We start from the raw sequence: 23,166 nt of genomic DNA, 5'->3' as shown, positions 1-23,166 counted from the left end.
CCCACAATAAACTAGGCTTTGTATTTAATTATCGTTGATGACATATAATTATAAGACCAACGACATTAATTTAAGCTAGTGACTAGCACCGAACCGTTTAGAAGAGTAAAATGATCATACTTGAGTGAATTACTCAGGTATGGCATTCATATTTAAACAGGTAAATTTCGATGATCAATATTTCAGAGTCTGCACAAACTCATTTTGTAAAGTTACTTTCTCAGCAGGCTGAAGGCACAAGCATTCGCGTATTTGTGGTTAATCCAGGTACAGCAAAAGCAGAGTGTGGCGTTTCTTACTGCCCAGCAGAAGCAGTTGAGCCTGAAGATATTAAAATCCCTTTCGATGAGTTTTCAGCTTATATCGATGCTGAAAGTGAACCGTTTTTAGTTGATGCTGAAATTGATTTTGTCACCGATCAAATGGGCTCTCAATTAACCTTAAAAGCACCCAACGCAAAACTGCGAAAAGTGAGTGATGACGCACCGTTATTTGAACGAGTACATTACTTTATTCAAGCAGAAGTTAACCCTCAGTTAGCTGGCCATGGTGGTGAATGTACTTTGATGGAAATTACTGACGACGGTTACGCCGTACTTCAGTTTGGTGGTGGCTGTAACGGTTGTAGCCAAATCGACGTAACAGTAAAAGACGGTATTGAACGCCAGTTGATTGATTTAATGGGTAACGAAATTAAAGGCGTAAAAGATATGACTGAGCACGAACGTGGTGAACATTCATATTACTAGTATTTGCTTAAAGCGAAAGTAAATATCCAAGAGGCGCCTTCTAAAGCGCCTTTTTTAATGCCTTACATTTAATCTAAACGATATTTCATTAAATGGTGTTATGACGGTGTTGTTGATAGCCATAGTAATGCCATATCAAGGTCATACCTCGAGTCAACATAAAGCAGGTAAACGCTAGCCATAATCCGTGATTTCCCATGAAACTCAACAACGCCCAAACAGGGAAAAAACAGCCAAAAGTTGAGATAAGCATGCTATTTCTCATCACTCTAGCATTCATTAGTCCTACATAGACACCGTCAAATAGAAAGCACCAACAAGCAATAATCGGTAATAAGATAACCCAAGGATAGTAAATTTTAGCCGTTGCAATGACATTCGGAATGTCAGATATCAACGAAATCAGCCAGTCCTCTGCTATCAAAAACAATAAACTATAGGCAACAGCGAATACAGCTGTCCACATTAAAGACAGCGAAACTACCTGTTTTATCGCGTCTGGGTTTTTCTGTCCTTTGGCTTTTCCCACTAAGACTTCAGCAGCATTGGCGATGCCATCAAGCCCAAATGAAATCAATAACAAGAAGTTCATCAAAATGGCATTAGCCGCAATAATATCATCGCCTAAACGTGCGCCTTGAAAAGTCATGAACACAAAACACAGCTCTAAACACAATGTTCGGATCAGGATATTTTTATTGAGATGAAAATAAGCCATTAACGGCTCTCTTTCAGTAATAGCATTGAACTGGCCGATTGCTTTTTCGACCATGGCCGATAGTGAGAGCTCCAGATGATGCAAAATCATCCCGAGACCAATAAGCAAACCGCTGATTTCAGCAATTAAAGTAGCGGCAGCAACCCCTTGTACCTGCCAATCAAAAACCACAACAAACAATAAATCTAAACTCAAGTTGATGATATTCGTGGCGATTAACAGCCACATCACCATTTTGGCTTTATGTTGTCCTAGTAGCCATCCGACTATTACGATGTTTGCCAGTGCCGCCGGCAACCCCCACACCCTAATGTGTGCATATTGCGCAGCATAAAATTGAACCTGCTCTGAGCCGCCAGCTAACCACAGCCCTGCATTAATGTATGGGAGTTGCAATACGATTATCAACAGACCGATGGTGAATGCTATCATTAGCCCACGCACCAAAATCAAATAACTCTCTTGGCTCTCTTGCGCGCCATATGCATGAGCGGAAAGGCCCGTGGTCGACATTCTTAAGAAACCACAAAGCCAAGTGACAAAGGTAATTAACATGGCGCCAACCGTGCTGCCGCCCAAAAAATAAGCATGAGACAAGTGGCCAATAACTGCAGTATCAACCAGCCCTAATAATGGCGCGGTGATATTTGACAATATCATTGGGAGCGCGATGGCAAATATTTGACTGTGTTTGACGTGAGTCAACAAAATAATCCTTGATGAATGTTGGCACAAAGAGAACAATAGTCGATTATATACAGGTACTGATCCAAAATGCAGACATTCCCATCGCATTTCAGACACTTTTGAAATTTTCTATTAGCTAAAATCCATTTAGCTTTGTTTAAGGCGTGATTATGTTTACTCGATTACTGATTTTATTTTTTGCTCTAGCACCGCTACTTACTTCGGCGGCGGTTATTTTGCAATATCACCATGTCAGTGAAAATACGCCCCCCAGTACCAGTATCGCACCAGCCCAATTTAAAATGCACATGCAGTATTTAAAAGACAATGGCTTCAAAGTGGTGCCACTAAATCAGATCGTTGACGCCATTAAGCATCAACAATTAATGACCAATAAATGGGTGGCGATAACTTTTGATGACGCTTACCAAGATATCGTTGAAAACGGCACGCCAATTCTTGAGGAATTCAATTACCCTTATACCATGTTTATCAACCCTGGCGCCGTTAGCAAAGCTGGTCATTTGGGCTGGGAAGAGATTAAGCAGCTCGCCAGTAATGGCGTGATAATCGCTAATCACGGCTTAGAGCATCAATCCATTGCCCGCATTCCAGCACACATGGATGAGAAAACTTGGCTTGAGCAACAAAGTAAAGAACTGCTTGAAACTGAACAACTGATTAAACAACATACCGGACAAAGTTGGCATTATTTCGCCTACCCTTATGGAGAATTTACCCCCAAAATACAACAATGGTTACGAGATCACGGTTTTGTTGGTTTTTCACAGCAATCTGGCGCAGCGGGTATTTCTTCCGATTTAAGTATTATCCCCCGTTTTCCTGTGTCAAAACCTTACGACCAGCTTTCCAGTTTACGCGACAAACTTAATTCATTACCGTTAGCCATCACACTGGAAGAGTCCAATGCCCAAACCATATTTGAATATGGCCAATCCAAATCAATTACTTTTAACATTGAAGTGGATGATTTTTTACCTAGCCAATTAAATTGTTATATTTCCGGGTTAGGTCGTCAAAAGATAAAATGGCTAAATGAACAACAGTTTTCTATTACTTATAGCAACGATTTACCTATTGGTCGTGTTCGTTGTAACTGCACCGCTCCCAGTATCAGTGAACGCGGACGATTTTATTGGTATTCAAAACCTTGGTTTGTTTTAAAAGAAGGTGGGACTTGGTATCCGCTTTAATCAAACAATAAATTGGTTCGCAATATTAATCTGCTAATTGCACAATTTTTTCAAAATCTGCCACTAAATCATCGCCACTGATGGTGGGTAGCTGTCCTAACTCATGCTTAGGTTTAAAAATGGCCGCAATTTTTCCTTGAGGATTAATTAACACCATAGAAGCACTGTGATCAACCAAATAGCTTGTTTGGTCAGTATCGTCGACTATCGCATACATCAAACCCATATTTCGTGCGAATGGATACAAAACATCATGTCCTGCCGTCAGAGCAAAAAATTCTGCATTGAAGTATCGAATGTATTGTGCGAGTTTTTCCGTTGTGTCACGTAGCGGATCGACTGAGACCAAAAGCACTTGCGTATTAGCTGCAATTTCTTTGAGCTCTGGATAGACAAAATTGAGTTCTTGTAAAGTAGTTGGACAAACATCTGGACAAGAAGTATAGCCAAAAAATACCCAAGACCATTGCCCCATAAGTTGTGGGTTGGAAAATTTCCCTCCAAGGTGTGACGTTAGTTCAAACGGAGCAATATCTCTTGCTTGCTTGTAGTATAAAGCATGCTCCGGTGCAGACACCAGATTCGCTTGTTTGAAAATAAAGGCACCAAAACCAAGAGCGATAATGGCGACAATAATATAAAGGACTTTGTTCATACTTCTCTTTCTTCGCTTAATAAATTTTGTCGTACTTGATGTTTTTATACTGGGAGAACATAGTGATCGACTAACAGCACCACAAATAAGATCATTAAATGAATAATCGAAAATTTAAAGGTATCCATCGCCGTATTTTCGTCAGCATTAAATTTTAATTTCCATGCATAGATAAAAAACATTAAGTTTAACGTCACCGCACCGGCTAGGTATAACCAGTTACTCATCCCTACCAAATAAGGAAGGAGACCAACAACGAATAATAATACCGTATAAAGTAATATTTGCGTCTTGGTGAAACTCACACCATGGGTCACAGGTAACATTGGAATATTCACTTTGGCATAATCATTTTTACGATGGATCGCTAATGCCCAAAAGTGAGGTGGTGTCCAAGTAAAGATAAGTAAGACCAACAGCAAGGCATGAGGGTGAATTTCGTTGGTCATTGCGGTCCAGCCTAATAATGGCGGGATAGCGCCAGCTAAGCCACCAATGGTAATATTCTGTGGCGTTGCCCTTTTTAAGTACATGGTGTAGACAAAACCATAACCCACTAAACCCGCAAAGGTTAACCATGCCGTCAACGGGTTAACCAAAGCATATAGCATGAAAAAACCCAATATCGCTAATCCTGCCGCGAAAGAAACTGCACTGGATTGGCTAATTCGTCCATTAGGTAAGGGACGTTTATGAGTGCGCGCCATGACACTGTCAATCCGTTGGTCGACAATATGATTAATAGCAGCCGCCGCAGAAGACAACATACCTATACCCAACATGGCAGGAATAAGCAGTTGCCAAGGGATGACGCCGGGGACTGACAAACACATACCTACAAGCGCAGTAAGCACCAACAACGCAACTACTCTTGGTTTAGTGATCTCGTAGTAGTCTCGCCAGGTGGCACTAGAATTTTCAATGTTGTCTTGGTCTAAAGTTGCACTTTTACTCATTGTAAATTCCCTATATTTTTCTTTTTAAACTGTAGGCAAGCGTGATTAATGCCAACATCAAACAGGCCGCAACAACGTTATGACTCACGGCAACTGCCAACGGTAATGAAAAAACAACATTACTCACCCCTAAACCTACTTGAACCAATAGAATCAAAAATAACACGCTGGGTAATTTTTTGAAAAAGCTGGTTTGTGCTTTACGATATACCGCTAAAGATAACCACGCTAAAAATAAAAACGTAACCACGGCGCCAATACGATGCACCGCATGTATAGTAACTCGTGAAGCGTGGTCTAAATGGCCAAATTCATACGTTTCTCGCTCTGGCGGTATGAGATCAAAAGAGTCTTCAAAGGTCAGTTGTTCAACCCAACCGTCTTGGCAAATGGGCAGTTCAGTACAGGTTAAAGCTGCATAATTCGATGAAGTCCATCCCCCCAAAGCAATTTGAGCCGCCAAAACAGCCACACCTAGCATTGCATATTTGGAATATCGTTTTATTTTAAAATCTCCAACTGGTACCCTGTAAGGCGTCAAGCGCAGATACAGTAAAAATAATAAACATAACGTAGTGAAGCCCCCCAACAAGTGTCCCATCACCACTATGGGCATCAACTTCATGGTGACGGTCCACATGCCAAGCGCCGCCTGAAACGTCACAATCGCGAGGATAACAATAGGTAGAAACACTGGTGTTCCTTGATCACGTTGCCTAATTGATAAAATAGTTATTAAGAGAATAAGCAAGCCTAATGATCCTGCAAAATATCGATGGATCATTTCATTCCATGCTTTTTCGGGCTCAACAGGACGCTCAGGAAATGCTAGCTCTGCTTTCGCTATTTGTTCCTTCGTTTCTGGTACATCAAGTAAACCGTAGCAGCCGGGCCAGTCAGGACAACCTAAGCCAGCGTGAGTTAAGCGGGTATAAGCGCCTAAACTGACCACAACAATGGCCAATAAAATACTGACAAGCACCAATCGTCTAACATTTTTTACGCCTAGAGATGCCATCATTAGCCAATCCTTGAAAGTTTCAATAACACTTTAAAGTCAGCCAATATCGACTTCCCAAAACTTGGTAATTCGTCGGCACTTGCAGGCGGTTGATGACTAACAACAACATTACCTAATGGGTCAACGACAAATACAGGTGCTAATTCTTGAGGTAGTTGCGCATGTCCTGCAAGGGTAGTCATTGTCCAACGCTTAATATCAATAGTAGAATACTGCTGTTCTGATAATTCACTGTTGAGTACGCCAACTAAATTAACTCGCTTCATGTCTTTGCCCAACGCGATATAGGTATTGCTTAAGCCATTGAACAATTGAATGCACTGTTGTTCACACTTACTGGGTAAGTTGTATACCAATAACCAAGGCTTCTGCCCTTCAGGTAATTTATCGTGTAACTGGTTTAATCCTAAATCTTTTAGATGTAATTCTTTATCTAACAACTGTCCTTGGTTGGTTACACCGTAATTAAACCATTGTTGCTCCAATGCCATCTTGGCCAAGATGATAGGCACAATAAAAGCGAGACATACGAAAATAAAGCTGCGACGGCTTTTTCGTCGTTGCTCACTTTGTTCCTGTGAAAGGTTATCGGAAGAATCCATACTGCTAGGCCTTATTATTGTTATTTTTTAAAGAAGTATCATTATTATTGGTTTTTATCGCAGCCCAAATCATTAGGAGTAGCCAAGCAATTGCTAGACTAAACCATTGAAATGCATACCCCCAATGTTTCTCGGGTGGCATAACTACAGGTTGCCAGTTTTTTTCATATCCTATCTGTTCAGTTTTATCTAAGAACACAGCAAAGGGCAAGAGTTGTTTATTAATTAAACCTGAGAATTTATCTATTTCTATTTGTTGTACGCGCAATGGCCAATCGAATTGACCAAAATTTTGCTCTGCGAGCATCACACCAACGTCAATAAATCGGATATTACCGGTCAATTTCATTGACCCTGTGATTGGTGTGACATCAGGTAGGGTGTTTCGATCTCTGCTGCCTAACACCCAACCTAGGTTGACAAGCAGTGTGTAGGGTTCATGATTGAATACTTGATATACTTTGTAACCTAACTGCCCTTTGTTAGGCTGATTATCCAGCAAAAATAAGATTTCTGGTTCAAAATATCCATCAAGAAGGACAGGCAAATCATTAAGTTGTTCTTCGCCTTGATCAGCATTTTGCATCAACTGCGAGAGTGACAGTGCGTTATCTGTTTGCAACTCTACAATACGCGACAACCGCTGCTCTTTTTCAATTGCTCGCGTGCTTTGCCACATTCCTAACTTGATTAATAACGAAAAGACAAGCAAGGTTATAACAACCCATACCCAGTTAACCGACTGGCGCACTAAAGCGAATGCAGAACGGTTCAAAGCGTATGCACCGCATCATAAGAATTAAAATTAAGAGGAAGCGATATGCTGGTTAAAATTATCATCGTCGGGCTATTAGGTTTTATGATTTACAACTTATTTAAGGCACTGGTGATTATGAATAAGAACGATCCTGATAAACCGCCAATGTCTCAGTTTATCGGCCGACGCGTGATGACATCGGTGGCGATCGTACTACTGCTATTACTTGGTATTCTGACCGGCGTTATTACCCCTAATCCACGCCCTTATTAATGCTCGGCTTTACAAATTAAGCTTTGAGTTATTTTCACTCCGTAGATTGGATAAAGGCAAAGAAGAGGTGCGCAGCATATAAATATATGCGAGCACCTCTGATTCTGAGTTAATATTATTCATTCTATAGTTTAATGGTTTGTAGCTAAGTTAGTTCGCATGAAAACGAAGAGGATGCGCACAGCATATAAGTATATGTGAGCACATCCGATAATGTATTCATGCTAAATAACGACGATAGAAATCATTAAATGATGTAGACGAATACAAACAGTAATACCCATACCACGTCAACAAAATGCCAGTACCAACTAGCAGCCTGAAACGCAAAGTGATTTTTTGGGGTAAAGTGCCCTTTAAATACTCGCACCAACATGACAATTAACATGATGGTACCTAGCGTAACGTGCATACCATGGAAGCCCGTTAGCATGTAGAAGGTATTACCATAAATGCCACTGTCTAAATACAACCTCATTTCATCTGCATAACCATGGGCATACTCTAGACCTTGGCAATACAAGAAGACTAAGCCTAATAATACGGTCAAGCCTAACCAAAACTTGAGCTGTGGGCGCTTATCTTGCTCTAACGCCACGTGTGCAAAATGCGCAGTAACTGATGAAGTCAGTAGCAAGATGGTGTTAATTAAAGGTAGACCATACCAACCCATGCCTGTTGTCGTCGTGCCATCTGGCGTCTTAATTAGAGGCCAAGTTGCAGTAAACTCAGGCCATAGCACTTCGCCAGTCATCACGTTATTGCCAGCGCCGTCTAACCAAGGCACGGAGAACGTTCTAGCATAGAGAAGTGCGCCGAAAAACGCGGCGAAAAACATCACTTCAGAAAAGATAAACCAGCTCATTCCTTGCTTGAATGAATTATCCATCTGATGACTATATTTACCCGACATCGATTCGTTGATGACGTTGCTAAACCAGCCAAATACCATATATATAATCACGGCAATACCGGCAATTAATACCCAACCGCCCCAGCCTGCTTCTTCACTTGCTAAGGTTGAGACGTATTGTCCTGCGCCTATCGCAATTAAGAATAAGCCAATAGCACCTATAATCGGCCAGTGACTTTGCGCAGGTACGTAATAAGATTCATATTCTTTTGTAGTCATTACTCTTTCCCTACATTCGGTTATTTACAACTTATGATTCAACTTTGCCTGTGATGTCATACAAGGTATATGACAGCGTTAGCTCAGAGATATGATCAGGCAATTCAGGATCTACATAAAATTGCAGAGCCATTTCAACATCTTCATTTGCTTTGAGAGGCTGTTGATTAAAGCAAAAGCATTCTATTTTTTGAAAATACAATGCTGCTTGGCCCGGAGAGACTGAGGGTACAGCCTGTCCAATAATATCTCTTACTGATTCATTTTTAGCGTAAAATTTAACCAGTTTCATTTCACCGGGATGCACTTCAACCTCGTTTACCATTGGTTCGAACTGCCATGGAATACCTTTAGCGGTGCGGCTAATAAACTGCACTCTTATTGTGCGCGTTTCATCAACCCCATCAGCCGTATACGTTGCCGCACTATCAGCTGTTTTCCCATTTAACCCAGTAATATCACAAAACACATCATAAAGAGGAACTAAAGCAAATCCGAACCCAAACATAGCAAATACGATCAGTACTAACTTTTTCGCGGTTTTTTCTTTATTTTGTTTTAGTTGCTCAGTCATATGCTCTCTTAATTTTTATTTTAACGATGACACCTAAAATCTAATCGACTTTAGGTGGTGTTTCGAATGTGTGATATGGCGCAGGACTAGGTACAGTCCATTCTAACCCTTCTGCACCATCCCAAGGTTTCGCTGCAGCTTTCTCGCCTCCCTTAATACATTTAATCACCAGCACTAAGAAAATTAATTGAGAAATGCCAAATGCAAAGCCGCCAATGCTGACCCACTTGTTAAAGTCAGCAAATTGCAATGCGTAATCCGGAATACGACGTGGCATGCCAGCTAATCCTAAGAAGTGCATAGGGAAGAACAAGAGGTTTACCGAAATTAGTGAACACCAAAAATGCCACTTACTTAACGTATCGTTGTACATATAACCCGTCCACTTAGGTAGCCAGTAATAAGCCCCTGCATAGATAGAAAATAACGCACCTGTAACCAATACATAATGGAAATGGGCAACAACAAAGTAAGTATCGTGATATTGAAAATCAACTGGCGTTAAAGCCAACATTAGTCCTGAAAAACCACCTATTGTGAACAAGATTACAAAAGCAATAGAGAACAGCATTGGTGTTTCGAACGATAATGCACCGCGCCACATTGTAGCGACCCAGTTAAAGACCTTAACCCCTGTTGGAACAGCAATTAGCATGGTGCAATACATGAAGAATAATTCACCAAACAGCGGCATACCTGTAGTAAACATATGGTGAGCCCATACAATAAACGACAAGAAGGCAATTGAAGCGGTTGCATAAACCATTGAACTATAACCAAACAGTTTCTTACGAGAAAACGCTGGAATGGTTGTCGATACAATACCAAACGCTGGCAAAATCATGATGTACACTTCAGGATGTCCAAAGAACCAGAAAATATGCTGGAACATTACAGGATCACCACCACCGGCGGCATCAAAAAAGCTGGTACCAAAATAGGTATCAGTTAATACCATAGTCACCGTACCGGCGAGTACGGGCATCACCGCTATTAGTAAATAGGCCGTGATAAAGAAGGTCCAGACAAACAATGGCATCTTCATGTACGTCATACCCGGTGCGCGCATATTCATGATAGTAACTACGATATTGATTGCGCCCATGATTGATGAAATACCCATGATATGAACAGCAAACACAAAGAATGCAGTACTACCATTACTGTAGGTTGTGGATAATGGTGCGTAGAAGGTCCAACCAAAGTTAGGCGCGCCACTTTCCATAAAGAAAGACGCTAATAAAATGGTGAACGCAAACGGTAAAATCCAAAAGCTCCAATTGTTCAGTCTTGGTAATGCCATATCTGGCGCACCTACCATCATAGGTAGCATCCAGTTAGCCAAACCTGTAAACGCCGGCATAATAGCGCCAAAAACCATGATCAAACCGTGAACAGTGGTCATTTGGTTGAAAAAGTCTGGCTCGATAATTTGCAGACCCGGTTGGAACAATTCAGCGCGTATTACCATCGCCATTGCCCCACCCGTTAAAAACATAATAAATGAGAACCACAAATACATTGAACCAATGTCTTTATGGTTAGTGGTATATAGCCAGCGTTTAATGCCTGTCATTTTATGATCATGATGATCGTCATGCTGGTGCTCTGAGTCGTTAATAACGTCAGTTGTCATACTAATTCCTCCCTACTTCGCACTTGCAGCATCAATATCTGCTGGCTGGACTAAATCACCGGTATTATTACCCCAAGCATTTCGCTCATAGGTGATAACTGCGGCAATGTCTGTTTTGCTTAATTGGCCCTTAAATGCAGCCATTGCTGGATTTTTACTACTGCCATTTAAAACCATATCAATATGAGCAGTAACATCACCCGTGATGATTGGGCTGCCAATTAATGATGGAAATGCCGGAGGTAGCCCAGCACCTGTAGGTTGGTGACATGCAACACATGCTGTCATATACACCTGTTCGCCTTTCGCCATCAATTCATCCATGCTATATGTTCTGGACAAATCTTCACTTGGTTCAGCTTGTGCTTCAACGGCTGCCTTTACTTCTTCAACTACGGCCATAGACTCTGCTTTTGGCATCGCACCAGCAACAGTATTTACATCCGATGCTTGTACTAAATCTCCCGTGTCATTACCCCAAGCATTACGCTCGTAGGTCACGACCGCTGCGATCTCTTTTAACGAAAGCTGCTTACCATAGCCTTGCATCCCTGTACCGGCTTTCCCGTTAAAGACCATATCAATATGCTCTGATACAGGGCCGGTAGTTGCAATAGGACTGCCTTTAAGCGCAGGGAACGCCGGCGGTAAACCTTGACCTGAAGGCTGGTGGCACGCAGCACAATAAGCGGTGTAAGTGGTTTCACCCAATTGCATCAACTCGTCTTTTGACATAGATGCATTAAGTGATTGTGCTTCAGCTTCTTTTGCCTTAGCAATTAATTGCTCTTGTTCAACTAGCCATGCAGCGTAGCCAGCTTCAGATTTAACTTCAACCACTACTGGCATATAGCCGTGATCTTTACCACAAAGCTCTGCACACTGACCACGATAGACACCTGGCTGATCAACAATGGTCCATGCTTCATTGATAAAGCCAGGGTTTGCATCTTGCTTCACCGCAAAAGCAGGTACCCACCAAGAGTGAATAACATCATCTGAAGTGATTAAGAATCTCACTTTTTTATTGACTGGAATAACGAGATGCTTATCAACTTCAAGCAGGTAATTTTCCCCTTTTTCAGTTGATTGACCATCGAGGTTGTCGTATTGGTCGCGAGGGGTAGAGAGAACAGAATAGAATTCAATGTCTTGATCGAAATACTTATAGTGCCATTTCCATTGAGAGCCGGTGACTTGTATGGTGATATCTGAATTGTCATTATTCTCCATCTCAATCAATGTGCTTGTGGCAGGAACCGCCATCGCAATGAGAATAACAATTGGTATTGCCGTCCAAAGTATTTCAACTTTCGTACTTTCATGAAAATCAGCAGGCTTTACCCCTTTCGATTTACGATGAAATGCCATCGACCAAAACATAGCACCAAAGACTATGACACCTATAGCTGTACAAATGTACAATGCCAGCATATGAAGATCATATACTTCCTTACTTACCGCAGTTACGCCTTCAGTAAGGTTTAACTCCATCTCGGCCCAAGCTGAACTGGAAAGCAAACTCCCCAACAACAGCCAACCTAGGTTACGTCTTTTCACTCGACATCTCCTCTACCCTTTTTAACACAGAAACAGAAAAACAGAGCGAAAGATACAGCTTTCCGCAGGGCGTAATTTCTGTTTAATTTTGGTTGAAATTGTGATGTAAGATGAGATTAGCGCACTCACATCTATTCTTATTATTTATGTTTATTTTCCACTCTAGAATTACTTAATTTTTATACAAGGTCTAGTGTTTTGTTGATTCAAGTCAAAGTTTTTCCTTATAAAACATATGAGTAAAAACTCTAACGAAGATAGAGTTAAAGCTCAAAAAACAGACGCAGCCTGTATCTTTATTGACCAGGAAGATTCTAAGAGGAAGAGATAGTGAGGAAGAAAATAAAACTTTAGAAAAAGAAAAATAATAAAAAAGGGCTTTAAAATAAGCCCTTTTAATGGTTAAAAAACAACCAAGCGCTGTGATTAATACATTACATCCAATCGGCTGCTCTGATCACCCCAACAGCAATACCTTCAACATTGAAGTGCTGGTTAGCTAAATCCACTTTAATCGGTGAAAAATCTTCATTTTCAGCATGCAAATATACGATATTTCCATCGCGTTTAAATCGTTTGACAGTGACATCCTCTTCAACTCGCGCGACGATCACTTGACCATTTTTAACATCAGTTGTTTGGTGAACCGCAAGGAGATCACCATCTAGAATGCCTATATCCTTCATGCTTTCGCCATTTACCCGCAGTAAATAATCTGCTGCTGGATGGAACATATTGCCATCAATTTTATAATGTTCTTCTACATGTTCTTGAGCAAGAATAGGCTCACCGGCTGCAACGCGGCCAATAAGTGGAATACCTTCAGCCTCTATAAATTCTTCTGCTAAACGAATACCTCTAGAGGTGCCGGGCAGCATTTCAATATACCCTTTTTTAGCCAGCGCTTTTAAGTGTTCTTCCGCTGCATTAGCGGATTTAAAACCAAAAAAATCAGCTATTTCAGCACGCGTTGGCGGCATACCTGTTTCGGAAATTTTATCTTTAATCAGATCAAATATTTGTGACTGACGCGTGGTAAGTGCTTTCATCCTGAGCCTGTTATTTTATACAGCATTACTGTCAGTATATACAGGCCCATGATAAGTGCAAGCACTTCGTTAGAGTTTAATTGTCGTTATCGTTTCAAAGTAGGTCATTAATGGCCCACTTCTGTATTCAACTTACTATTTTCATCGATATGAGTATTGATAAATTTTAGCGATTCAAATAAGAATTTATTTCGTGATTGCCCCTTTGATAACCAGTGGTCTTCACCTTCTAGTTCAATAAACTTGCTATCTTTGTCCCCTAGTGAGACCAATTTCTTGTAAAACTTCTTAGATTGAAATAGTGGAACAACAGTATCTTCAGTCCCATGCATAAGCAGTACCGGTAACGTCTTTTTTGAAACGAGATGAAATGGAGATATTTTGTGTAGATCTTCAAACGCCGTTTTACCTATGTTTTTGCGCCAGTAGCTAAAACCTGATTTTTGTTCCTTAGCATGCAAATACATATCACCTAAATTACTAACGCCAGCAAATGAGACGGCGCACTGATAAAGCTTGTATTTTACGGTTGCGCTGAAAAGTGCAACATATCCTCCGTAACTGCTACCCACCACACATATTCTTTTGGGATCGACAAGCCCTGCTTCAATTAATGAATGAACACCTTCGTCAATATCATCCTGCATCCGTTTGCCCCATTCACCATGACCGCTTCTCTTAAATTTTTTGCCGTAGCCAGCAGAGCCGCGATAATTGGGCTGAAACACGGCAAACCCCTCTGAAGCATAAAATTGTCTGATCCAATCAAAGCTCATCACGTCCCGCATTTCTGGTCCTCCATGTGGAAGAACGATTAATGGTGGCTTTTGTGCGTCACCTGCAGGCATTGTCAAAAAACTATGGATCTCGACATCATCAGATGTTTTATATCGATAACTTTTAACATGGCCTAATGCGGATTTGTCCTTTATGGGGAAGCCTTCCGCAAGGGGCTGTATGCTGCCGGCTTTTCTATCATATAAGGTAAAGCGTTCTGGGTATTTTTCACCTGACAGGTAGATAATAAATCGCTCTTTATTTCGGTCATAAGAGGTAATATCAATCTGTGCATGCTGATAAGTTGCCTTTAAATCTGCCTGCACTTGCGCTAGTTGCTGGTCAAAGTAGTAGTATTCTGGATAGTCTTCAAATGACACAACCCCCACAACTTGCTGGTTATGATAATCCCAAATAGTATCTTCGATATCATAGGGTGCATTTTCTATCACAACTTCCGACTGGCCTACCACACCCTGTTCTACCTTCGCTTTCACTAAAATGGCTAAGTCATCATACTGCCAATAATAAATGGTTTTTCTGTCAGGGCTCATATTGACGATGACGGGCTTAAAGTTCTCTTCCTTACCGCCTTTTATCGTGGTTAATCGAATGAAATCATGCTCTAAATCGCTACGGTAAAAATTGACCCATTTGTCTTTCTCCCCTAGGTATCTTTGATAGCTATAGACCTCACCATTATCATCAGTCAGCCAGTCTTCTGCATTATGCTCTTCAAATATTCTTTCATGGTCGCCATCTGATAAGTCAATCCTATAAAGCGCATTCAAGTGCCGATAGGGAAATGTCACTAATATGTGCTCTTCATCATTTGGCAGCTTACTGACTAACGTAGGCGAGCCAATATACTTTCTAAAGCTATTCCCTTTAAACAACCAAGTCACTTGATTCGATTTAACATCTAAAATGCCTTTACGATGCATAGTAAAAGTCTCAAAGTCGCCTGGAGAATATTGTGTGGTTGATAATGACAGTAAAAGATGCTGATCACTCACCCAAGTGAAATGTCGTATTTCAGCTTCCTTCATGCCGAACACTTGTGGTTTCGCTTTACTGGTCAATGATTGGCTGACTATGGCGTATTTACCATTCATATCACGCATGTAAGCAAAGTGATTGCCAGACGGTGAAATTTGAACTTGAGAAACAAGCGGTAGACGCCCAAAAACATCCGCATTGTCAGCAAAAGTCATAGTAGGCATTACGCACATTAGCAATAATAGCACGAGGTTTTTCATCATCACTCCATGATAATTGTAAAATTCCATTTGTTTCATTATTGACGAAATCATTTATAAATCAATAACTTTTTTAAAATACACTGGCATGTATTCAGACATAAAAAAAGCGTCTTAATGACGCTTCTCAAATTTTAGAATGCAAACTACTCTACATTATTCAAATACCAGGGCATTGCTTCTTCTATGCCCTGTTGAATTCGAAACGTAGGATCGTATCCCAATTTAGTTTTAGCTTTTGAGACATCTGCTTGTGAGTGGCGCACATCTCCCGCTCTAAAATCACGGTACTGAGCTTCTTTTTCTACGGCAACACCATTTGAACCTAATGCTGATTTTATCGAAAAATATAGATCGTTAAGTGTGGTTCTATCACCAACAGCAACATTATAAACTTCGGCTTTGACATCATCAGATGCCGTCGCCGCAAGAAGATTCATTTGTACCGTATTGTCGATATAGCAAAAATCTCTGCTAGTTTCGCCGTCACCATTAATAAACACTTGCTCGCCTTTAATCATCGCAGCTGTCCATTTAGGGATTACTGCCGCATAGGCGCCATCTGGGTCTTGTCGACGACCAAACACATTGAAGTAACGTAGACCTATGCATTTGAAACCATAAGTGCGGCTATAGACGTCAGCGTAAAGCTCATTAACGTACTTAGTTACCGCATACGGTGATAACGGGTTACCAATGTTTTCTTCAATTTTAGGCAATGCCGGATGATCACCATACGTTGAACTACTTGCTGCATAAACAAAGCTACTTACTTCATTTTGTTTAGCTGCTTCTAGCATATTCAAAAAACCGGTCACATTCGCAGAATTGGTTGTAATTGGATCGGCTATTGAACGAGGTACCGAGCCTAAAGCCGCTTGATGAAGCACGTAGTCGACTTCTTGAGTTGCTTTCAAGCAGGTATCAAGATCGCGGATATCGCCTTCTATGAAGGTAAACTTTTGCCATTGTTTGTCAGAGACTAAGCCTTTTACTTCATCTAAATTTTTCTGATAACCAGTAGCAAAATTATCTAAGCCAATAACTTTCTGATTTAACCTTAGCAAGGTTTCTAACAAGTTAGAGCCTATAAATCCGGCTACCCCCGTCACTAACCATGTTTTAGGCTGTGAGCTTAATGAGCCCCTGATCTGTTCAAATTTATTCACAATTATTCCTAGGCCAATTACAGGCGCATATCAACGCTGTCTTTAGGTAAAATACACTTTAAATCATAAAGCACATGAGTCTTTTTACCGAATCTATGTATTGCCTCTATGCCCATCTCTTTAAACTGATTGTGAGCAACGGCCATGATAATCGCATCATAATTATCAGGTTTAGGATTAGGTGTTAACTTGATGCCATATTCTTCTTGCGCTTCTTCACACGCACAAAGAGGGTCTACAACATCCACATTAACATTATATTCTTTAAGCTCTTCAACGATATCAATCACTTTGGTATTACGTAAGTCAGGGCAATTTTCTTTAAACGTTAACCCCATTACCAACACTTTTGATTGCTCCACTTGGATGCGTTTTTTAAGCATACCTTTTACTAATTCAGACACGACGTAATGTGCCATACCGTCGTTTAGTCGACGTCCCGCAAGTATCATTTCAGGATGATAGCCAACCGCTTGCGCTTTATGGGTTAAATAGTAAGGGTCAACACCAATACAGTGACCGCCCACTAATCCCGGTCTAAAGGGTAAGAAATTCCACTTTGTACCAGCAGCTTCTAGAACTTCGAGAGTATCAATGTCTAGACGATTGAAGATAATTGATAACTCGTTAATGAGCGCAATATTAACGTCACGCTGTGTATTTTCTATGACTTTAGCAGCCTCAGCCACTTTTATGGAGGACGCTTTGTAAGTACCTGCGGTAATTATTGAGGCATATAGCGCATCTATTTTATCGGCAATTTCTGGCGTTGAGCCGGACGTCACTTTTAAAATACTTGGGAGGCGATGAGTTTTATCACCTGGATTTATTCGCTCAGGTGAGTAACCTGCAAAGAAGTCCTGATTAAGTGTTAATCCAGATACCGCTTCAAGGATTGGCACGCAAGTTTCTTCAGTCGCGCCAGGGTACACGGTAGATTCATAAACAACGGTTGAGCCTTTTCCAATCACAGAGCCTAGCATTTCTGATGCTTTGATTAGAGGCGTTAAGTCTGGTTGGCGATGCGCATCAATAGGCGTTGGTACAGTGACAATATAAAAATCACAGGATCTTAGCTCTTCAACATTGCTCGCATACGTCAGTTGCGACGCCTGCTTTAATTCTTCTGTTTCTACTTCAAGCGTTCTGTCAAATCCATCATTAAGCTCTTGAACTCGGCTAGCGTTGATATCAAACCCTATCGTTTGATACTTTTTGCCAAACTCAACTGCTAGAGGTAAGCCTACATAACCTAGGCCAATAATTGCAATTTTTACATTTTCAGAAAAACTCATCGACTTCTTTATCCTTAAAGTGAATTTAAACATTCATTCACATTATTGTTACACAAGGGTATTACAAACCAAACAATTTTATTCGATGATATTATCATCAACAGTTATAGTTGCTCCATCTCTTGCTTTGACGCGTCCTTCAATAACATTGCCGCGAATCTCTGCACTACTTTGCTCAAAACGCACGTCAACGCCTAAACTTGAGCGGATAGCATTATTTTCTATTAGCGTATTGTAAGATTTATTAAGGTAAATGCCGACATCGTTTACACAATTCAAAATAGTATTGTTGCGCATTACACCATCGGTGTGCTCGTATTCACATTTTTTATCTGCACAAAACTGCCCACCAGTTCCTCCATTGCCGAATGATAGACCAATTCTGACGTCCATTGGTGACGTATGTGGGACACGCCACTCACACATCACCACATTATTTTCAAAAATTCCTCCTATACCACCACCTTTCATGTAGGCTCCGTAAGTCGTCCCAAACCCTTTCTTGCCATACTTACCAAAATCTGCAATAAAGTTATTTTTGACGATCACATAGTTACCACCAACAAGATCTATCGGGCTAGCAGGACTGTGCGTATTACGCTTCCATTCATTGTAAATATCGTTGTTCAGAATCAGTAAATTATCTGGGTATTCAATTTTTCCTTGCGCATTAGGCTTACCATTCGATTTAATATGTGAATTGAAATTAATAAATTTATTGTTCTTTATTTGTATATTATCGGCATCACCCACGATATGTATTGCGTGCTCAATTGAACCATCCTTGCCTTTAACCCCTTTAAATATCAAGTTCTCTATACGCCAGTTCTTTCCTTGAATTAGTAAACCTTCAACTGAATTAGAACGTAATACTGCATCCCCTAGCGTATTTGCTCTCAATGTGATTGGACGTGCGAACGTACCAGAGTTTTTGAGGAGTAGATATCGAGAAGTTACGTCATAAATTCCAGGGCTCAATAAGATCGTCTGACCTGGCTTCACATTTGTTATAGCCTGCTTAAGTTCCTTGGTGCTTGTAACAATGGTACTATTAGGTCCTAGCTCGTTGCTCAAATTACTTTGCGCACCCACACCGTCTATGTGATCGGGCTTATTATAAAGTTCAGGAGATGGATATACCGAAACGAGTTTTTGAACAACCTTTAAGATCAACTTGTGCAGGCCGTCATTTTGACTAACGTTTATATGGGCATATTTTTTAGCTTTAACTAACAGGCCTTCAAAGCTTTCATTCAACGTTTTTTCAATTGTAAAAACAATTAGAAATAGAACAACAATCATTCCTACAATTTTCATGTTAAATAATTTAAGGTTAATAGAAAGATATGCACAGTTTAACTGGGTATTATTAAAATAGAAGGGTTTTCATAAGGATAGAAAATGAAACCAAACATTTATCTTATGTATTTTAACCTATTGCACATTTTGTCTTTTCCCTTAATGGCTATTGAAATCGACGAATCGGTAACATTTAAGCAATTTAGCAGCCAAGCAAAAATTATTTGGCCATATAGCAGCTTCGATAAATACATTGCCTCAAATAAAACAGAAACACTTGCTGAATTCCAAATACGCGATACCGATACTGCAAGAGAAGAAACATTAGCGCTGGCGGTATTTTCACCTGCCCCTATTATTAACCTATTGATAACTGCAGAAAAGGGCATATTCGATATTTACTCTAAAGAAAGTGCTGATTCGCGAGCCGCAACTCTGACCATCAAAACGGCACAACAGCGCCTTGTTTTATCAGCTAGTGTCGATACCTACCTCCTTAAAGGCAGCAGAAAGTCGCTTGGAAAAAAGAAGCTTATTAAAATAGGCTCAGGAAACAAAGCAATCATAACCTTTAAGCTCCCAACCAATCTCCATACAAGAGAAATATTATCCGCTGAACTCACATTACCACTGACTAATCGTCAGTATGGACATTCTACGGGGGTTGTCCGCCAGTTTTTTTCGCCAAGTTATACAACTTATAAAGAACAAGGCTTATCGCGAGCGTATTTTTATGATGAAAAACTTGAGCAGCACCCTAGCGTATTTCTAGTTGATAATTTTGAAGAGCAATCTTGGATACAAAATACGTTGACTAAATTAAAGCTTGCCGAGCCTAAATGGAAAACTAAACTCGTCATGGCTGATCAGAATAAAGCGAAATTTATTGATACTCAAAGTAAGTATTCGGTAGAAGTCCCTTTTACCACAACAAGAAATTTGGCGACTAACTTAGATTTTTATTTTAAAAAAGAAATAGGCTACGAACCAACAGAGGCCTATTTTCGTTACTATTTAAAATTAGCCGAAGGCGCTAATATTTCAGGGGGCGGAAAGATGCCAGGATTTGGTGGCACATATAATAAAGCTGGCTGGGGTGGCAGGGGTAATAGTGGCACAAATGGTTGGTCTGCCAGAGGGAGCTTTTTTAATACTATCAACAATGATAAGAGCCCTTGGGATCAACACATGCCCATTGGCCAATATATTTACGAAGTAGGAAAAAATAAATATGGCCAAACCATTTCTTACGGACACCCACTTTCAACCATAAAGCCAGGCAAATGGTATTCCGTTGAGCAAAGACTAAAACTTAATACACCCGGTAAAAAAGATGGCATTTTAGAAGCCTGGATTGACGGCAAAAAAGTATTCTCTCGAACAAACGTGCACTTACGGGATGTACCTGACTTAAAGATAGAAAAAATCTGGTTTAATTTTTACTTTGGTGGGGTAGATAAACCCAAACAGGATTTCACCATGTTTATTGACAATATTGTTATCGCTTCACAATATATCGGCCCTATGTTTACCGGCCACTAATACAGTGACCGGCGCGTCAATTAATGATGGTGATGCTTAGCAGGTAACGACTCAATATAAATAATTAAGTGCTCTATTTCATGCGGTTTTAAAAAGCCTTGCCAAGGGGGCATTAAAGGACTTTTACCTGTTTGAGCTCCACCTTTGTTCACAACCTCTAACATCTGCTTTTTAGAAGTCTTAAAATGATATAACGGTGAGGTAAAGTCTGGCAAAGCTACTCCTAAGTGGGCAGCATCAGGGCTATCACCATCTCCTTTTACACCATGACAACGAGCGCAATTAACATTAAACAATGCTGAAGTAATCTGCTCATCATAATCTTTTGGAATTTCCTCTTCTTTCCCTTCCTCAACAGTAACAGTTGCCTCTGAAGCTTTAACCAACTGTAATACTTCTCCACTTGGCTCGGAGGCAGCACCTAAAGTCGTGATCAAAATTTCCCCACCACGAAGCTGAGTAACAGACGAAACACCTCGCTGCGCGTATTGGTTGGCACGAGCTAAAAATTCAACATTCTCTACCTTTCTTGATGCCGCATCAAACGCAAATATTTTGGCCGAGTAATTATCGGCAAATATATATTTACCTTTTAGTTGATCATAGTTATCAGAGCGATTGACCACCCCACCAATCACTGCTCTATCATAAGCCGTATGCTGATAAGTATAGACTGGACCTTTATCAGGCAGCCCTAAATCATTGGCTTGCGTTCCTTTATCATTGTCTCCTTCTATCTTTGGAAACTCATAATGAAATCCTTTTTCTACAAGGTTGATCTCTTCCCATACGGTTGAACCAACATCACCTACCCAAAGGTCGTTGGTTTCCACATCAAAACTGATCCTAAAGGGATTTCTTAAACCCAATGCCCAATACTCGTGTCGGATGTCTTCACGGCCAATAAACGGATTATCCTTAGGCACCATGTAATTTGCAATAACACCATGCTTAAATGGTTGCGCTGGGTTGCTCAATTCTTCATTCATATCTACATCTATGCGCAAGATGCCTGAACGCATGGTTTCTTGATAAGACTTAGCCACCTTAGGATGAACGCCTTCGCCCAGTGCCACATATAAAAATCCATCAGGTCCAAACTCAACCGAACCACCATTATGAAAACCACTGTCTTCACGGTGTAAATCAAGCACCGTCTGACCCGAGTTATTTCTCTCTTCTAATGACTGTTGTGACAAATCATATCGAGTTAATCTATTACGCTGATATCCCGTTGGTCTTGTGTCGGTGAAATAGACATAAATATAAGGTTTCCTAGAATCCGTATGATTAAAATTAAATGCCGGGTGAAATGCTAATCCAACCGCACCATTTTCAACTTCCACCTCACCAAGCTCACTTGAAATATCCAACATCAATTCAGGCTTAGCTTCTGTAACAGCGTTAATCTTATAAATTTTTCCGAATCGCTCTAACACATAAATGTTATTGTCATCATCAGGAGCTTGTTTCGCCAAAACAGGCTGATGAAAAACCTGCCCTGGAATGAAGTTTTTAAATCCCCAATCTGTTTCAGCAACCGGGTTAAACCAAATACGTACCTGAGTAATCTTATTGGCTATGTCTCTATCACTTGAGAAAGCTTTACCCAAACCTAAAGGCACAAGGAAATAAACCAAAGCGAGCACACCTGAAACTGATAAAAAACGTTTAATCAAAGTACCAAAAAACTGAGCAACACCGCTCTCTTTGTTGTGTACAAGAATGATCACCCCCAATATCCAATACAATACAGTGGAAAATAGCCCTACCGCAGCAATAAACTGAGGGTCATAATTAATAGTGGTCGCTAAAAATATATATAACGACACTGTCGTATAAGCGAATAAGTAATGTATATACTCATTCATAAAGCGTTTGAGCGAAGAAAAAGCAGCCTGTTTGTAGATAAGGTTAGAGGCAATAAGCTGCAAAATATAACCAATAAAAAATATTGTCAGTACCTGAATATAATCGCTGTGGCTAACGTAAACGTCGGGGAGATGAATAATAGCTTTAGGTATTAAGGAGTACTCTCGGGTAAAATGAAACCCTAAAATACCAGCTAGTACAATCATCACAAGCTGCAATATCCCGTATACTATCATTTGACTCATCTGATTTTTTTGCACTGTCTGTCCTTGAATAACTAGTTAATTTTTTGTTAATTCATTGGAATTATTTCATATTTACTATATATTTCCAGCCCTTTCGTATAACAATTAAATTTACACATTCTATT

At 40.4% G+C, this 23,166-nt stretch carries 20 protein-coding genes; 4 read left to right on the top strand and 16 right to left on the bottom strand.

Features of this window, described 5'->3' with window-relative positions; translation table 11 throughout:
• Positions 1–170: 170 nt before the first annotated feature.
• On the top strand, positions 171–749 hold the full coding sequence (gene nfuA / locus QUE03_RS01185; RefSeq protein WP_286264266.1) for a Fe-S biogenesis protein NfuA: 579 nt from the start codon (positions 171–173) through the stop codon (positions 747–749).
• A gap of 88 nt (positions 750–837) precedes the next feature.
• Here the strand turns inward: nfuA and QUE03_RS01180 are convergent, their stop codons facing one another.
• Entirely contained in the window at positions 838–2,172 is a 1,335-nt protein-coding gene (locus QUE03_RS01180; RefSeq protein ID WP_286264264.1) for an MATE family efflux transporter, read from the bottom strand.
• A 152-nt stretch (positions 2,173–2,324) separates the two neighbouring features.
• Here QUE03_RS01180 and QUE03_RS01175 point away from each other — a divergent pair, with 152 nt between their 5' ends.
• A complete protein-coding gene (locus QUE03_RS01175) occupies positions 2,325–3,368 on the top strand; it encodes a polysaccharide deacetylase family protein (RefSeq protein ID WP_286264262.1) in 1,044 nt (347 codons plus the stop codon).
• A 25-nt stretch (positions 3,369–3,393) separates the two neighbouring features.
• Here QUE03_RS01175 and QUE03_RS01170 read toward each other — a convergent pair whose 3' ends face one another.
• The 5 genes from QUE03_RS01170 to QUE03_RS01150 are packed head-to-tail and all read right to left on the bottom strand — an operon-like array spanning position 3,394 to position 7,377.
• Positions 3,394–4,023, bottom strand: coding sequence for an SCO family protein (locus QUE03_RS01170; protein WP_286264261.1), 630 nt, complete (start codon positions 4,021–4,023; stop codon positions 3,394–3,396).
• A 44-nt stretch (positions 4,024–4,067) separates the two neighbouring features.
• Positions 4,068–4,979, bottom strand: a complete 912-nt coding sequence (gene cyoE / locus QUE03_RS01165; protein WP_286264259.1) for a heme o synthase — start codon at positions 4,977–4,979, stop codon at positions 4,068–4,070.
• Positions 4,980–4,989: 10 nt separating this feature from the next.
• Positions 4,990–6,000, bottom strand: coding sequence for a COX15/CtaA family protein (locus QUE03_RS01160; protein WP_286264257.1), 1,011 nt, complete (start codon positions 5,998–6,000; stop codon positions 4,990–4,992).
• On the bottom strand, positions 6,000–6,602 hold the full coding sequence (locus tag QUE03_RS01155; RefSeq protein WP_286264255.1) for a redox-active disulfide-containing membrane protein: 603 nt from the start codon (positions 6,600–6,602) through the stop codon (positions 6,000–6,002). Before QUE03_RS01155 ends, QUE03_RS01160 begins: the two co-directional genes overlap by 1 nt.
• Before the next feature lie 4 nt (positions 6,603–6,606).
• Positions 6,607–7,377: an SURF1 family protein gene (locus QUE03_RS01150; RefSeq protein WP_286264252.1), complete on the bottom strand. Its 771-nt coding sequence runs from the start codon at positions 7,375–7,377 to the stop codon at positions 6,607–6,609.
• A gap of 45 nt (positions 7,378–7,422) precedes the next feature.
• On the opposite strand from QUE03_RS01150, the gene QUE03_RS01145 reads away from it, so the two are divergent.
• A complete protein-coding gene (locus QUE03_RS01145) occupies positions 7,423–7,632 on the top strand; it encodes a DUF2909 domain-containing protein (RefSeq protein ID WP_286264250.1) in 210 nt (69 codons plus the stop codon).
• Positions 7,633–7,879: 247 nt separating this feature from the next.
• On the opposite strand, the gene QUE03_RS01140 is transcribed toward QUE03_RS01145, so the two are convergent.
• The 9 genes from QUE03_RS01140 to QUE03_RS01100 all read right to left on the bottom strand — a co-directional run bounded on the left by QUE03_RS01140 (position 7,880) and on the right by QUE03_RS01100 (position 19,400).
• Positions 7,880–8,764: a cytochrome c oxidase subunit 3 gene (locus tag QUE03_RS01140; RefSeq protein WP_286264249.1), complete on the bottom strand. Its 885-nt coding sequence runs from the start codon at positions 8,762–8,764 to the stop codon at positions 7,880–7,882.
• Positions 8,765–8,795: 31 nt separating this feature from the next.
• Positions 8,796–9,338, bottom strand: coding sequence for a cytochrome c oxidase assembly protein (locus QUE03_RS01135; RefSeq protein ID WP_286264246.1), 543 nt, complete (start codon positions 9,336–9,338; stop codon positions 8,796–8,798).
• Between the two features lie 40 nt (positions 9,339–9,378).
• A complete protein-coding gene (gene ctaD, locus QUE03_RS01130) occupies positions 9,379–10,974 on the bottom strand; it encodes a cytochrome c oxidase subunit I (protein WP_434019802.1) in 1,596 nt (531 codons plus the stop codon).
• 12 nt (positions 10,975–10,986) lie between these two features.
• Positions 10,987–12,534, bottom strand: coding sequence for a cytochrome c oxidase subunit II (coxB, locus tag QUE03_RS01125; protein ID WP_434019801.1), 1,548 nt, complete (start codon positions 12,532–12,534; stop codon positions 10,987–10,989).
• Between the two features lie 434 nt (positions 12,535–12,968).
• Entirely contained in the window at positions 12,969–13,583 is a 615-nt protein-coding gene (gene lexA, locus QUE03_RS01120; protein ID WP_286264245.1) for a transcriptional repressor LexA, read from the bottom strand.
• A 107-nt stretch (positions 13,584–13,690) separates the two neighbouring features.
• The gene (locus tag QUE03_RS01115) at positions 13,691–15,649 is read right to left on the bottom strand and encodes an alpha/beta hydrolase family protein (protein WP_286264243.1); all 1,959 of its coding nucleotides are present in this window, start codon (positions 15,647–15,649) and stop codon (positions 13,691–13,693) included.
• A 116-nt stretch (positions 15,650–15,765) separates the two neighbouring features.
• Positions 15,766–16,788 carry an NAD-dependent epimerase/dehydratase family protein gene (locus QUE03_RS01110; protein WP_286264241.1) on the bottom strand — a complete coding sequence of 341 codons (1,023 nt, stop codon included), beginning with the start codon at positions 16,786–16,788 and terminating at the stop codon, positions 15,766–15,768.
• Positions 16,789–16,805: 17 nt separating this feature from the next.
• Positions 16,806–18,083 (bottom strand): Vi polysaccharide biosynthesis UDP-N-acetylglucosamine C-6 dehydrogenase TviB, encoded by a 1,278-nt coding sequence (gene tviB / locus QUE03_RS01105; RefSeq protein WP_286264240.1) that lies wholly within the window; start codon positions 18,081–18,083, stop codon positions 16,806–16,808.
• 78 nt (positions 18,084–18,161) lie between these two features.
• Complete coding sequence (locus tag QUE03_RS01100; RefSeq protein ID WP_286264238.1) at positions 18,162–19,400, bottom strand: right-handed parallel beta-helix repeat-containing protein; 1,239 nt, start codon at positions 19,398–19,400, stop codon at positions 18,162–18,164.
• Between the two features lie 84 nt (positions 19,401–19,484).
• Here QUE03_RS01100 and QUE03_RS01095 point away from each other — a divergent pair, with 84 nt between their 5' ends.
• Positions 19,485–20,924 (top strand): polysaccharide lyase, encoded by a 1,440-nt coding sequence (locus tag QUE03_RS01095; RefSeq protein ID WP_286264237.1) that lies wholly within the window; start codon positions 19,485–19,487, stop codon positions 20,922–20,924.
• A 20-nt stretch (positions 20,925–20,944) separates the two neighbouring features.
• Here the strand turns inward: QUE03_RS01095 and QUE03_RS01090 are convergent, their stop codons facing one another.
• Positions 20,945–23,056, bottom strand: coding sequence for a PQQ-dependent sugar dehydrogenase (locus QUE03_RS01090; RefSeq protein ID WP_286264236.1), 2,112 nt, complete (start codon positions 23,054–23,056; stop codon positions 20,945–20,947).
• Between the last annotated feature and the right edge of the window lie 110 nt (positions 23,057–23,166).

It is taken from the genome of Thalassotalea atypica, from assembly GCF_030295975.1.
In the GTDB taxonomy this organism is placed as follows: Bacteria; Pseudomonadota; Gammaproteobacteria; order Enterobacterales; family Alteromonadaceae; genus Thalassotalea_F; species Thalassotalea_F atypica.
This window is presented reverse-complemented; position numbering and strand designations above follow the sequence as displayed.

Coding starts and splice junctions, on each gene's coding strand:
- nfuA (WP_286264266.1), top strand. CDS start 171: ATGATCAATATTTCAGAGTCTGCACAAACTCATTTTGTAAAGTTACTT.
- QUE03_RS01175 (WP_286264262.1), top strand. CDS start 2,325: ATGTTTACTCGATTACTGATTTTATTTTTTGCTCTAGCACCGCTACTT.
- QUE03_RS01170 (WP_286264261.1), bottom strand. CDS start 4,023: ATGAACAAAGTCCTTTATATTATTGTCGCCATTATCGCTCTTGGTTTT.
- cyoE (WP_286264259.1), bottom strand. CDS start 4,979: ATGAGTAAAAGTGCAACTTTAGACCAAGACAACATTGAAAATTCTAGT.
- QUE03_RS01160 (WP_286264257.1), bottom strand. CDS start 6,000: ATGATGGCATCTCTAGGCGTAAAAAATGTTAGACGATTGGTGCTTGTC.
- QUE03_RS01155 (WP_286264255.1), bottom strand. CDS start 6,602: ATGGATTCTTCCGATAACCTTTCACAGGAACAAAGTGAGCAACGACGA.
- QUE03_RS01145 (WP_286264250.1), top strand. CDS start 7,423: ATGCTGGTTAAAATTATCATCGTCGGGCTATTAGGTTTTATGATTTAC.
- QUE03_RS01140 (WP_286264249.1), bottom strand. CDS start 8,764: ATGACTACAAAAGAATATGAATCTTATTACGTACCTGCGCAAAGTCAC.
- QUE03_RS01135 (WP_286264246.1), bottom strand. CDS start 9,338: ATGACTGAGCAACTAAAACAAAATAAAGAAAAAACCGCGAAAAAGTTA.
- ctaD (WP_434019802.1), bottom strand. CDS start 10,974: ATGACAACTGACGTTATTAACGACTCAGAGCACCAGCATGACGATCAT.
- lexA (WP_286264245.1), bottom strand. CDS start 13,583: ATGAAAGCACTTACCACGCGTCAGTCACAAATATTTGATCTGATTAAA.
- QUE03_RS01115 (WP_286264243.1), bottom strand. CDS start 15,649: ATGGAATTTTACAATTATCATGGAGTGATGATGAAAAACCTCGTGCTA.
- tviB (WP_286264240.1), bottom strand. CDS start 18,083: ATGAGTTTTTCTGAAAATGTAAAAATTGCAATTATTGGCCTAGGTTAT.
- QUE03_RS01100 (WP_286264238.1), bottom strand. CDS start 19,400: ATGAAAATTGTAGGAATGATTGTTGTTCTATTTCTAATTGTTTTTACA.
- QUE03_RS01095 (WP_286264237.1), top strand. CDS start 19,485: ATGAAACCAAACATTTATCTTATGTATTTTAACCTATTGCACATTTTG.